This window comes from Pseudomonas sp. EA_105y_Pfl2_R69 (genome assembly GCF_963970915.1).
Classification (GTDB): Bacteria; Pseudomonadota; Gammaproteobacteria; order Pseudomonadales; family Pseudomonadaceae; genus Aquipseudomonas.
The window spans coordinates 120,867-133,525 of record NZ_CAXAOO010000006.1; the positions used below are offsets into that span (position 1 = coordinate 120,867).

Annotated in this window: 12 protein-coding genes; 9 read left to right on the top strand and 3 right to left on the bottom strand. The window is 63.1% G+C overall.

What is annotated here, in order from left to right; translation table 11 throughout:
• Nucleotides 1-163: 163 nt before the first annotated feature.
• The 9 genes from metG to AACY13_RS17250 all read left to right on the top strand — a co-directional run bounded on the left by metG (nt 164) and on the right by AACY13_RS17250 (nt 9,626).
• Complete coding sequence (gene metG, locus AACY13_RS17210) at nt 164-2,206, top strand: methionine--tRNA ligase (protein WP_339462800.1); 2,043 nt, start codon at nt 164-166, stop codon at nt 2,204-2,206.
• A 232-nt stretch (nt 2,207-2,438) separates the two neighbouring features.
• Nucleotides 2,439-3,023 (top strand): electron transport complex subunit RsxA, encoded by a 585-nt coding sequence (rsxA, locus tag AACY13_RS17215; protein ID WP_339462801.1) that lies wholly within the window; start codon nt 2,439-2,441, stop codon nt 3,021-3,023.
• Nucleotides 3,020-3,595, top strand: a complete 576-nt coding sequence (gene rsxB / locus AACY13_RS17220) for an electron transport complex subunit RsxB (protein WP_339462802.1) — start codon at nt 3,020-3,022, stop codon at nt 3,593-3,595. The genes rsxA and rsxB overlap by 4 nt, the downstream gene beginning before the upstream one ends.
• Entirely contained in the window at nt 3,592-6,276 is a 2,685-nt protein-coding gene (gene rsxC / locus AACY13_RS17225) for an electron transport complex subunit RsxC (RefSeq protein WP_339462803.1), read from the top strand. Before rsxB ends, rsxC begins: the two co-directional genes overlap by 4 nt.
• A 43-nt stretch (nt 6,277-6,319) precedes the next feature.
• Entirely contained in the window at nt 6,320-7,351 is a 1,032-nt protein-coding gene (locus tag AACY13_RS17230; RefSeq protein ID WP_339462804.1) for an RnfABCDGE type electron transport complex subunit D, read from the top strand.
• 29 nt (nt 7,352-7,380) lie between these two features.
• On the top strand, nt 7,381-7,998 hold the full coding sequence (rsxG, locus tag AACY13_RS17235; RefSeq protein WP_339462982.1) for an electron transport complex subunit RsxG: 618 nt from the start codon (nt 7,381-7,383) through the stop codon (nt 7,996-7,998).
• A complete protein-coding gene (locus AACY13_RS17240) occupies nt 7,991-8,704 on the top strand; it encodes an electron transport complex subunit E (RefSeq protein ID WP_339462805.1) in 714 nt (237 codons plus the stop codon). Before rsxG ends, AACY13_RS17240 begins: the two co-directional genes overlap by 8 nt.
• Nucleotides 8,701-9,339, top strand: coding sequence for an endonuclease III (nth, locus tag AACY13_RS17245; RefSeq protein WP_339462806.1), 639 nt, complete (start codon nt 8,701-8,703; stop codon nt 9,337-9,339). Before AACY13_RS17240 ends, nth begins: the two co-directional genes overlap by 4 nt.
• Before the next feature lie 107 nt (nt 9,340-9,446).
• Nucleotides 9,447-9,626, top strand: a complete 180-nt coding sequence (locus tag AACY13_RS17250; RefSeq protein ID WP_339462807.1) for a PA3496 family putative envelope integrity protein — start codon at nt 9,447-9,449, stop codon at nt 9,624-9,626.
• A gap of 63 nt (nt 9,627-9,689) precedes the next feature.
• Here the strand turns inward: AACY13_RS17250 and AACY13_RS17255 are convergent, their stop codons facing one another.
• The 3 genes from AACY13_RS17255 to AACY13_RS17265 all read right to left on the bottom strand — a co-directional run bounded on the left by AACY13_RS17255 (nt 9,690) and on the right by AACY13_RS17265 (nt 12,576).
• A complete protein-coding gene (locus AACY13_RS17255; protein WP_339462808.1) occupies nt 9,690-10,706 on the bottom strand; it encodes a GGDEF domain-containing protein in 1,017 nt (338 codons plus the stop codon).
• Nucleotides 10,707-10,831: 125 nt separating this feature from the next.
• Nucleotides 10,832-11,224 (bottom strand): lactoylglutathione lyase, encoded by a 393-nt coding sequence (gene gloA / locus AACY13_RS17260; protein WP_339462809.1) that lies wholly within the window; start codon nt 11,222-11,224, stop codon nt 10,832-10,834.
• A 134-nt stretch (nt 11,225-11,358) separates the two neighbouring features.
• Complete coding sequence (locus tag AACY13_RS17265; protein WP_339462810.1) at nt 11,359-12,576, bottom strand: argininosuccinate synthase; 1,218 nt, start codon at nt 12,574-12,576, stop codon at nt 11,359-11,361.
• Between the last annotated feature and the right edge of the window lie 83 nt (nt 12,577-12,659).

Below are 12,659 nucleotides of genomic sequence, written 5' to 3' on the forward strand. Positions count from 1 at the left end.
ACGTAGGGTGGAAAACGGTCGCAGGCCTTTTCCGCCGCCGACGCCGCTCACGACGACAACCGCCATGCAGTTTTCCACCCCGCAGGCCTGCGGCTTGTGGCTTGCAGCTTGCAGCTGCTTTATAGTTACCGGCTTCCCTGAGTTACCAGTGCAGCCGATCCCCATGAGCGAAGCCCGCAAGATTCTCGTTACCAGCGCCCTGCCCTATGCCAACGGTTCGATCCACCTTGGCCATATGCTCGAGTACATCCAGACCGACATGTGGGTGCGCTTCCAGAAGCTGCGCGGCAACCAGGCCATCTACGTCTGCGCCGACGACGCCCATGGCTCGGCGATCATGCTGCGCGCCGAGAAGGAAGGCATCACCCCGGAACAACTGATCGCCAATGTTCAGGCCGAACACACCGCCGATTTCGCCGACTTCGGGGTGAACTTCGACAACTACCATTCGACCCACTCGGAAGAGAACCGCGAGCTGTCGGCCGCCATCTACCTGAAGCTGCGCGACGCCGGGCATATCGCCACCCGCTCGGTGACCCAGTACTTCGACCCCGAGAAGGGCATGTTCCTCGCCGACCGCTTTATCAAGGGCACCTGCCCCAAGTGCGCGGCCGAGGATCAATACGGCGACAACTGCGAGAAATGCGGGGCCACCTACGAGCCGACCGAGCTGAAGAACCCACGCTCGGCGATCTCCGGTGCAGTACCTGAGCTGCGCGACTCCAAGCACTTCTTCTTCAAGCTGCCGGACTTCGAGGCCATGCTGAAAAGCTGGACCCGCGGCGGCGCACTGCAGGACGCGGTGGCCAACAAGATCGCCGAGTGGCTCGATTCCGGCCTGCAGGAATGGGATATCAGCCGTGACGCGCCCTACTTCGGCTTCGAGATTCCGGACGAACCAGGTAAGTACTTCTACGTCTGGCTGGACGCGCCGATCGGCTATATGGCCAGTTTCAAGAACCTCTGCGCACGCACGCCCGAGCTGGATTTCGATGCCTTCTGGGGCAAGGATTCCACTGCCGAGCTGTACCACTTTATCGGCAAGGACATCGTCAACTTCCACGCCCTGTTCTGGCCGGCCATGCTCGAAGGTGCGGGTTTCCGCAAGCCGACCGCGGTCGCCGTGCACGGCTACCTGACGGTCAACGGGCAGAAGATGTCCAAGTCGCGCGGCACCTTTATCAAGGCGCGCACCTATCTGGACCATCTGAACCCCGAGTACCTGCGCTACTACTACGCAGCCAAACTCGGTCGCGGCGTCGATGACCTCGACCTGAACCTGGAAGACTTCGTGCAGAAGGTCAACTCCGACCTGGTCGGCAAGGTGGTGAATATCGCCAGCCGTTGCGCCGGGTTTATCCACAAAGGCAACAGCGGTCTGCTGGTCGCCGGCAATGCCGCCCCGGAACTGACCGAAGCCTTTACCGCCGCCGCACCGAGCATCGCCGAAGCCTACGAGGCCCGCGATTTTGCCCGCGCCATGCGCGAGATCATGGCCCTGGCCGACCGCGCCAACGCCTGGATCGCCGACAAGGCCCCCTGGTCCCTGGCCAAACAGGACGGCAAGCAGGACGAGGTGCAGGCCATCTGCGCCCTGGGCGTGAACCTGTTCCGCCAGCTGGTGATCTTCCTCAAGCCGGTGCTGCCCAAACTCGCCAGCGATGCCGAGGCCTTCCTCAATGTCGCGCCTCTGACCTGGGACGACCAGCAAACGCTGCTGGCCAATCACCAACTGAACCCCTTCAGCGCCCTGCTGACCCGTATCGAGCCTGCGAAAATCGACGCCATGATCGAAGCCTCCAAAGAAGACCTGGCCGCCAGCGAAGCCGCCCCTGCCGCCGCAGGCAACGGCGAACTGGCTAAAGACCCACTGGCCGCCGAAATCGCCTTCGACGCTTTCGCCGCGGTCGATCTGCGTATCGCCCTGATCGAAAAATGCGAGTTCGTCGAGGGGGCCGACAAGCTGCTGCGCCTGACCCTGGATATCGGCGATGCCAAACGCAACGTGTTCAGCGGGATCAAGAGCGCCTACCCGGACCCGAGCAAGCTGGAAGGCCGTCTGACCCTGTACGTGGCCAACCTGGCGGCGCGCAAGATGAAGTTCGGTATCAGCGAAGGCATGGTCCTGGCAGCCGGCCCCGGCGGCGAAGAGATCTACCTGCTCAGCCCCGATAGCGGTGCCAAGCCGGGCCAGCGGGTCAAATAAACCTGCGACCCAATAGCGCAGCCAGCGACTTCAGGCTGCGCTAGCCTTATGCCAACACCTCAGGGGGGCTGATCCAGCTTGTCTGGCTGGATCGGCTTACCGATAATAGCCGCCCTTGAACATAGTAAGTCGCGCAGCGACGTCATCCTTTTAACCTTCTACCCCGGGAGAAGGTGGCGCGTAGCGCAGGATGAGGGTACGGGCTTTTACCTGCCCATCAATGGAACCTGCAATGACCGAACTCGCCTTGATCATGGTCAGCGCCATCCTGGTCAACAACTTCGTGCTGGTACAGTTCCTCGGCCTGTGCCCCTTTATGGGCGTGTCGAAGAAGATCGAGACGGCCATCGGCCTGTCCCTGGCCACCACCTTCGTCCTGACCCTGGCCGCCATGTGCAGCTACCTGGTCCAGCAGTACGTGCTCAAGCCGCTGGATATCGAGTACCTGCGCACCATCAGCTTTATCCTGGTGATTGCCGTTACGGTGCAGTTCACCGAGATGGTGGTGAACAAGACCAGTCCGCTGCTGTACCGCGTACTGGGCATCTTTCTGCCGCTGATCACCACCAACTGCATCGTTTTGGGCGTGGCCCTGCTCAACGCCAACAAGGCCGAGTTCACCTTTATCAGCGCCACCGCCAACGGCTTTGCCGCCGGTATCGGCTTCTCCCTGGTGCTGGTGCTGTTCGCCGCCATGCGTGAACGCATTGCCATCGCCGACGTGCCCAAGTCCTTCCAGGGTGCAGCCATCGGCATGATCACCGCCGGGCTGATGTCTCTGGCCTTTATGGGCTTTACCGGGCTGATCAAGCTATGAGCCTGGTCCTGATCGCCGTTCTGGCGCTGCTCGGCCTGTGCCTGCTGGCCGGGGCCATCCTCGGTTTCGCCGCGGTGCGTTTCAAGGTCGAAGGCAACCCGATTGCCGAGCAGATCAATGCCCTGCTGCCGCAAACCCAGTGCGGCCAGTGCGGCTATCCGGGGTGCAAGCCCTACGCCGAGGCGATTGCCGGTGGCGACAAGATCAACAAATGCCCACCCGGCGGCGAAGCGACCATCGCCGCCCTGGCCGACCTGCTCGACGTCGAAGCGGAGCCGCTGGACGCCGTGGAAGGCGAGAAACCGCAGATGGTCGCTTATATCCGCGAAGCCGAGTGCATCGGCTGCACCAAGTGCATCCAGGCCTGCCCGGTGGACGCCATCGTCGGCGCGGCCAAGCAGATGCACACGGTGATCGTCAGCGAGTGCACCGGCTGCGACCTGTGCGTCGAGCCCTGCCCGGTGGACTGCATCGACATGCTCGAAGTGGGCAGCACGGTACAGAGCTGGAAATGGGAAAAACCCCTGGCCCCCGGCCAACTGATTGCCTCGGACCGGGAGCAGGCAGCATGAGCGCGCAACAACGCATCTGGGATATCCCGGGCGGCATTCACCCGGCCGAGCGCAAGGAGCTGTCCAACCGCACGCCGATTCAACCCGCACCGCTGCCCAAGCGCCTGGTCCTGCCGCTTAACCAGCATATAGGCGCGGCGGCCGAGCCGGTGGTGGCCGTGGGCGAACGCGTGCTCAAAGGCCAGCTGATCGCCGCCGCCAATGGCTTTGTCAGCGTACCGGTGCATGCGCCGACGTCCGGCACCGTGACTTTGATCGGCCCGCAACCTTACCCTCACGTATCCGGCATGCTCGCCCCGGCCATCGTCATCGACAGCGACGGCCTGGAGCAGTGGTGCGAACTGACACCCTGCGCGGACTATCGGCACCTGGAGACCACGGCCCTACTGGAGCTGATTCGCCAGGCCGGCATCAGCGGCCTGGGCGGCGCGGGCTTCCCCACGGCGGTCAAGCTCAACGCGCGGCCGACGCAGAAGACCCACACCCTGATCATCAACGGCACCGAGTGCGAACCCTATATCAGCGCCGATGATCTGCTGATGCGCGAGCGCGCGAGCGCGCTGATCTCGGGCATCGACATCCTCGCCCAGCTGATCCAGCCCGACCAGGTGCTGATCGGCGTCGAAGACAACAAGCCCGAAGCCATCGCCGCGCTGCGTGCGGCCCTGAGCGAGCGCAGCTATCAGCTCAAGGTGTTCCCGACCAAATACCCCTCGGGCGGCGAGAAGCAGCTGATCCAGATTCTCACCGGCGTGGAAGTACCCTCCGGTGGCCTGCCCGCGGATATCGGCATCCTCTGCCAGAACGTCGGCACCTGCGTGGCCATTCATGACGCGGTGATCAATGGCAAACCGCTGATTTCGCGCATCACCACCCTCACCGGCGAAGCCCTGGCGCGGCCGATGAACGTCGAGGTGCTGCTGGGCACCCCGGTGGGCGAACTGCTGGAGTTTGCCGGCCTCGACCGCGACAAGCTGAACCGCCTGATCATGGGCGGGCCGATGATGGGCTTTACCCTGCCCGACTTCGCCGTACCGCTGATCAAGACCACCAACTGCCTGTTGGCATCGACCGCGGCCGAGTTGCCCGCGCCGCCGCCGGCCATGCCCTGCATCCGCTGCGGCGAATGTGCCGAGGTCTGCCCGGCCAGCCTATTGCCGCAGCAGCTGCATTTCTTCGCCATCGGCCAGGAACACGAGCAGCTCAGGGCACATAACCTGTTCGACTGCATCGAATGCGGTGCCTGCGCCTATGTCTGCCCGTCGAGCATCCCCCTGGTGCAGTACTACCGCGCCGCCAAGGGCGAGATTCGCGACCTGGAACAGAAACAGCTCAAGGCCGAGCAGTCGAAACAGCGCTTCGAACTGCGCCAGGAACGCCTGCGCCGTGCCGAGGAGCAGAAGGAAGCCGAGCGCCAGGCCCGCGCCGCCAAAGCGGCCCAAGCCAAGGCCGCTCAGGCCCAAGCCGCAACGGCTGCGGCCAGCAGCGATACAGCCGCCGCCAAACCGGCCGGCCCGAGTGACGAGCAGAAGAAACTCAAGATCGAAGCCAGCATGGCCCAGGTCGCCCTGAAAAAGGCCGAGAAACAGCTGGCCGCCCATGCCAGCCCCGAGCTGCAGGCCCAGGTCGACGAGCTGCGCAGCGCCGCGGCCGCCGCCCAGCAGGCGCTCGATACGGCCATGGCCGCCAATCCGCCAGCCCCTGCCGCGCCCCCCGCTGCTGCCGACGATGGCGCGCTGAAAAAAGCCAAAATCGACGCTGCCATGCTCCGCGCCCAACTGCGCAAGCTGGAAAGACTCGAAGCGCCCAGCCCCGAGCAGCAGGCCGAACTACCGCAATTGCGCAGCCAGCTGGAAGCCGCGGAAAAACTCCTGGCCAGCCTCGACGCCCAAGCACCGGCGGCCGCTCCCGTGGCCAAAGCGGCTACCGACGATGGCGCGCTGAAAAAAGCCAAGATCGACGCTGCCATGCTCAAGGCCCAGCTGCGCAAGCTGGAGAAGCTGGAAAACCCGGACGAAGAACAACAGACCGAACGGGCCCGTGTCCGCCAACAACTGGAAGCGGCCGAGAAACACCTGATCGAGCTGGAAACCCAGCCCCCAGCGCCGACGGCCACGCCGGTCAGCGACGAAGCGCTGAAAAAAGCCAAAATCGACGCCGCCATGCTCAAGGCTCAGCTACGCAAGCTGGAGAAGCTGGAAAACCCCGATGACGACCAGCAGGCGGAAATCGCCCATCTGCGCCAACTCCGGGAAGAGGCCGAGAAGGTCCTGGCCAGTCTGCAGCAACAGCCCCCCGCTGCGCTGGCCAAGCCAGCCGGCGACGAGGCACTGAAAAAGGCCAAGATCGAACTGGCGATGAAACGCGCCGAACTGAAGAAAGCCGAGAAGGCCGGCAGTGACGACGCCACGCTCGATAGCCTGCGCAGCGCATTGGCGCAGGCCGAACAGGCCCTGCATCAGGCCGAGGATGCATCCGCCAAGCCCGCACCAGAGCTGGTACGCACCGACAAGCAGCCCATCGACGAAACCACCCGCGCACTGAAAACCGAGGTGGCCTTCGCCCGTGCCGACCTGCGCAAACTGGAGCGCGACGACAGCAGTGCCGCCGATGCCCTGAGCGCCGCACGCCAGCGCCTGACGGACGCCGAAAGCAAACTACAGGAACACGCAGGCAGCTGATAACAGCCCTGCGCAGCCAACCCAAACATCCACCGGAGCACCAATGGCCCTGCCCCGCATCACATCGCCCCACGCCAAGGGCAGCAACCGCACCCAGCAGGTCATGCTGCAGGTGCTGCTGGCCACGGTGCCGGGCATCCTGGCCCTGACCTGGCTATTCGGTGCCGGCACCCTGATCAACCTGCTCTGGGCCAGCGCCTGCGCCCTGGGCTTCGAGGCCGCCATCCTGGCCCTGCGCAAGCGCCCGCTGGCCTTCTTTCTCAAGGACTACAGCGTGCTGGTCACCGCCGTGCTGCTGGCCCTGGCGCTGCCGCCCTACTCGCCCTGGTGGCTGACGTTAGTGGCCACCGGCTTTGCCGTGGTATTCGGCAAACAGCTGTATGGCGGCCTCGGGCAGAATCCCTTCAACCCGGCCATGCTCGGCTATGTGGTGGTGCTGATTTCCTTCCCGGTGGAAATGACCAGTTGGCCAGCACCCCATACGGTCGGCCTGCTCGAAGGCCTGCAACAGATTCTCGGCCTCGCCAACCTGCCCGATGGCTGGGCCCAGGCCACCGCCCTGGACGCCCTGAAGATCAACAAGAGCCTGACTATGGACGAGCTGTGGGTGCAGAACCCAGCGTTCGGCTATCTCGGCGGGGCAGCCACCGAAGCGGTCAACCTGGCCTTCCTCGCCGGCGGTCTGTACCTGCTGCACAAGCGTCTGTTCAGCTGGCATGCGCCGGTGGGCATGCTCGCCGCCCTGGCCCTGATGAGCCTGCTGTTCTGGAACGGTTCGGGCTCGGACTCCCACGGCTCGCCGCTGTTTCATCTGCTTACCGGCGCGACCATGCTGGGGGCCTTCTTTATCGTCACCGACCCGGTCAGCGGCGCAACCAGCAACCTCGGCCGACTGCTCTTCGGCGTCGGCGTCGGCGTGCTGGTCTATGTGATCCGCGCCTGGGGCGGTTACCCGGACGGCGTGGCCTTCGCCGTGCTGCTGATGAACCTGGCGGCACCGACCATCGACTACTACACGCGGCCACGCACCTATGGCCACCGCAAGCCGACTCGCGGCTTCAAGTTGGGAGAGTGACCGTGGCCCTGCCTGAAATTAGCCGCTCGATGCTGAAGAACAGCCTGGTACTCGGCCTGTTCGCCATTGCCACCGTGGGCCTGGTGGCCCTGTTGCAACAGAACACTGCCGGGCGTATCGCCGCCTCCGAGCGCGCGGCCCAGGTCCGCGCCCTGAGCGAAATCCTGCCTCAGGACAGCTACGACAACCAGCTGCTTGACCACAGCATCCAGTTGCATGACCCGCTGCTGCTCGGCAGCAAGTCGCCGCAACCCGCCTATATCGCCCTGAAGAATGGCCAGCCCAGCGCCATTATCCTGCGCGCCACCGCTCCGGACGGGTACAGCGGCGCGATCCAGTTGCTGATCGGCATCCAGGTCGATGGCCGTCTGGCCGGCGTACGTGTGCTCAACCACCGGGAAACCCCGGGCCTGGGCGACAAGATCGAATTGGCCAAGAGCCCCTGGATCCATGGCTTTGCCGGGCGCTCGCTGCAAGCGCCAGACGAAGCCGGCTGGGCGGTGAAGAAGGACCGCGGCCAGTTCGACCAGTTTGCCGGTGCCACCATCACCCCACGCGCGGTGGTCAAGGCCGTGCACAAGGCCCTGCAGTATTTCGATGCCCATAAGCAGCAGCTGTTCGCAGCCCAGGTGAAGTCCAATGGCTAGCCCCAGTTACCGCGATATCACCCTTAACGGCCTGTGGAAGAACAACCCGGCTCTGGTGCAGTTGCTCGGCCTCTGCCCGCTGCTGGGGGTGAGCAACTCCACGGTCAACGCCCTCGGCCTGGCACTGGCCAGCGCGGTGGTGCTGATCTGCTCCAACACCGCTGTATCGCTGGTGCGCGGGGTGGTCAACACCGCGGTACGGCTACCGGCCTTCGTGATGATCATCGCCGCCCTGACCACCTGCATCGAACTGCTGATGCAGGCCTTCACCTACGAGCTGTACCAGATCCTCGGCATCTTTATCCCGCTGATCACCACCAACTGCGTGATCCTCGGCCGCGCCGACGGTTTCGCGGCGAAGAACGACCCGGCCCGCTCCGCCTATGACGGCCTGGTGATGGGCCTGGGCTTCGGCGCGGTGCTGGTGATGATCGGAGCCCTGCGCGAGCTGTTCGGCACCGGCGTGCTGTTCGCCAATATGCACCTGCTGTTCGGCCCGCTTGCCGCCGACTGGCAGCTGACGGTGATCCCCGAGTACCGAGGCTTTCTGCTGGCCATCCTGCCGCCGGGGGCCTTTATCGTCCTCGGCTTGCTGATCGCCTGCAAAAACCGCGTGGATGAAGTGCTGGCCGAACGGGCCAAGGCGCGCCAGGTCGAGGTGCCGGTACAAAGTCGTCGGGTGCGGGTGACCGGAGTGATCGAGTGAACGCGGCCAAGCGCTACGAGATCTTCCGCCGCCTGCACGAAGACGACCCCGAGCCGAAAACCGAACTGGCCTATAGCTCGCCCTTCGAACTGCTGATCGCGGTGACGCTTTCGGCCCAGGCCACCGACGTCAGCGTCAACAAGGCCACCGCCAAGCTGTTCCCGGTGGCCAATACCCCCGAAGCGATCTACGCCCTGGGCGTCGAAGGCTTGAGCGAATACATCAAGACCATCGGCCTGTACAACAGCAAGGCGAAGAACGTGATCGAAACCTGCCGATTGCTGATCGAGCGGCATGGCAGCCAGGTTCCCGAAACCCGCGAAGCCTTGGAAGCCCTGCCCGGGGTCGGCCGCAAGACCGCCAACGTGGTACTCAATACCGCCTTCCGCCAGTTAGCCATGGCCGTGGACACGCATATTTTCCGGGTCAGTAACCGCACCGGCATCGCCCCCGGCAAGAATGTCGTCGAGGTGGAAAAGAAGCTGCTGAAGTTCGTACCCAAGGAGTTTCTCCTCGACGCCCATCACTGGCTGATCCTGCATGGCCGCTATGTGTGCCAGGCGCGCAAGCCGCGTTGCGGCAGTTGCCGGATCGAAGACCTGTGCGAATACAAGCAGAAAACCTCCGACGATTGAGCGGCTATTCAGCCAGCCGATAATACGATTGAAAAAATCTTTTTTACCTGCACAGGTTTTGCCGCTATAAGGTGCGCAAATGGCCCCTGTAGCCAGGAGTGTAAAAGATGAGCACCGCGAAAGAAGATCTTGAACTCGATGAAGACTTTGTTGCTGAAGAAGCCGAGGATACGGAAGCCCCGGTCGAGGTGGCAAAAACCAACCTGACCAAGCGTCGCATCATCGATAACTTTCTCGACGAGCGACGTCTGAACAAACAATTGACCGAATACGATTTCGACCTGTAAGTCCCAGCCAGTTATAGAAAGCCCCGCTAATCAGCGGGGCTTTTTCGTTGCTGCAAGCCTTACTCAGCTCGCGACCTGTAAATTGCGCCTCGCGCACTTGTTGGCGTACATGGCGGCATCGGCCTGGGCCAGCAACTGCTCCAGGCTCTCGTCAGCCAGCAACGACGACTCGGCAATGCCGACACTCAGCGACAATTTCCGGCCGCTATTGCGGCAGAAGGTCGCCACGGCCTTGTCCAGCCGCTGTAGCACCTCTTCGCTGCTGCTGTAATGGCAAGCCAGCACCACGAACTCATCGCCGCCCAGGCGAGCCACCACATCGGTAGGGCGGAACAAGGACCGCAGCACCCGAGCCGCATCGATCAGCATGGCATCGCCCACCGCATGGCCAAAACGATCGTTGGCCTGCTTCAGATAATCCAGGTCGACATACAGCAGCAGGCTGCGCCCGTTGCGTCGCCGCGCCGCTTCCAGCTCGCGCTCGGCCAGCAGCAGAAAGCCGCGCCTGTTGTAGAGACCGGTCAATTCATCGGTCAGCGACAGCTGTCGCACCGCCTGCTCGGCTCGTTCGCGCTCCACTATCTCGGCACGCAAGCGCTTATTGGCCTCGGCCAGTTGCGCGGTGCGCTCCGCCACCCGACGCTCCAGCTCGGCATACACCTGAACGTTTTCCAGCGCCACCGAGGTGGCATCGGCCAGGGCCTGGAGCATCTCGACCTGAGCCGCCGTCGCGCGGTGCTGGCTAGCCCAATAGGTGCCGATAGCGCCTATGGGCTCCAGGGTACGGATAGGTACCATGACCAGGCTCTTGACGAAGGTCGGTCGATAGGCGGCATGGGGGATGCGCGCATCCAGATAGATATCTTCGATGACCGTAGCCTCGCGATTGAGCATGGCCCAACCACTGATGCAGGCCTGCAGGGGAAAGCGCTGGCCCTTCCACAGCGGGCTGATGGCGTTCTCGTCCTTGTAGAAACACTGCTCGCCGTCACGCAGGACGAAGGTGGCACCGTCGGCACCGACCAACTCGCGCGCCGCATGGCGCACGACTTCCGCAACCGCATCCAGACTCCTTGCCATGGACAACTCCTGCACGGCCTGAATCAGCCGCTGTGCATAGTTCTCGCTCGCCATGGAACACCTCGCCTGGCCTGGCAAAACTGCCATTAACCTTGTAAGCCATTACTTACAAAGTCTAGCAGCTGTCAGTCGGCGCGCGACGGCGACAGCAGTTCGATCTTGTAGCCGTCGGGGTCTTCGACGAAGGCCAGAATGCTGCTGCCGTGCTTCATCGGCCCCGGCTCGCGGGTGATCTTGCCGCCGCGACCGCGAATGTCCTCACAGGCCTTGTACACATCGGCCACTTCCAGGGCGATATGGCCGTAGCCGCTGCCAAGTTCGTAGCTGTCCACGCCCCAGTTATGGGTCAGTTCGATCACGCTGTTGTGCGCTTCATCGCCGTAGCCGACGAAGGCCAGGGTGAACTGCCCTTCCGGGTAGTCCTTGCGCCGCAGCAGGGTCATGCCCAGTACTTCGGTGTAGAAGGCGATGGATTTATCCAGATCGCCGACGCGCAGCATGGTGTGCAGCAGTCTCATCGGGGTTCTCCTCATCATTGCCCATCTTGCGGGCTATAAATGCAAACCCCGGCTTATGGCCGGGGCTGCGTTTTGCCTGTAGGAGCAAGCTTGCTCGCGATCGTTTCGCGAGCAAGCTCGCGCCTACATCAGCCTCAGAGCAGTTTGCGCCCTTTGCCCGCTGCGATGCGCATGCGCAGGGCATTGAGCTTGATAAAGCCAGCGGCGTCCGCCTGGTTGTACGCGCCGCCATCTTCTTCGAAGGTGGCGATATTGGCGTCGAACAGCGAATCATCGGACTTGCGACCGGTGATGATCACGTTGCCCTTGTACAGCTTCATGCGCACCACGCCGTTCACATTGGCCTGGGACGCGTCGATCATCTGTTGCAGCATCAGACGCTCCGGGCTCCACCAGAAACCGTTGTAGATCAGGCTGGCGTATTTCGGCATCAGCTCGTCTTTGAGGTGAGCGACTTCGCGGTCCAGGGTGATCGACTCAATGGCGCGGTGGCCCTTGAGCATGATGGTGCCACCGGGAGTCTCATAGCAGCCACGGGACTTCATGCCGACGAAGCGGTTCTCGACGATATCCAGACGACCGATACCGTTCTCGCCGCCAATGCGGTTCAGTTCGGCCAGCACGGTGGCCGGGCTCATGTCCTTGCCGTCGATGGCGACGATGTCACCGGCGCGGTAGGTCAGTTCGATATAGGTTGGGGTATCCGGTGCCGCCTCGGGGGAGACGGTCCACTTCCACATGTCTTCTTCGTGCTCGGTCCAGGTGTCTTCCAGCACGCCGCCTTCATAGGAGATGTGCAGCAGGTTGGCGTCCATGGAGTACGGCGACTTCTTCTTGCCGTGACGCTCGATCGGGATTTCGTGCTTGGCGGCGTAATCCATCAGCTTCTCGCGCGACAGCAGATCCCACTCGCGCCACGGGGCGATGACTTTCACGCCGGGCTTGAGCGCGTAGGCACCCAGTTCGAAACGCACCTGATCGTTGCCCTTGCCGGTGGCACCATGGGAGATGGCGTCGGCACCGGTCTCGTTGGCGATTTCGATCAGGCGCTTGGCGATCAGCGGGCGGGCGATGGAGGTACCCAGCAGGTACTCGCCTTCGTAGACGGTGTTGGCACGGAACATCGGATAAACGAAATCGCGCACGAACTCTTCGCGCAGGTCGTCGATGTAGATTTCCTTGACGCCCATGGCCTGGGCCTTGGCGCGGGCCGGCTCGACTTCCTCACCCTGGCCGAGATCCGCGGTGAAGGTCACCACTTCGCAGTTATAGGTGTCTTGCAGCCACTTGAGGATCACGGAAGTGTCCAGGCCACCGGAATATGCCAGGACTACCTTGTTTACGTCGGCCATGCCATCAACTCCACGGGGTTGTGCGGGAAAACCCGTGATTCTACTGGCCTCGGCGGTCAATTTACAGGGCCGCGACAGCCTGA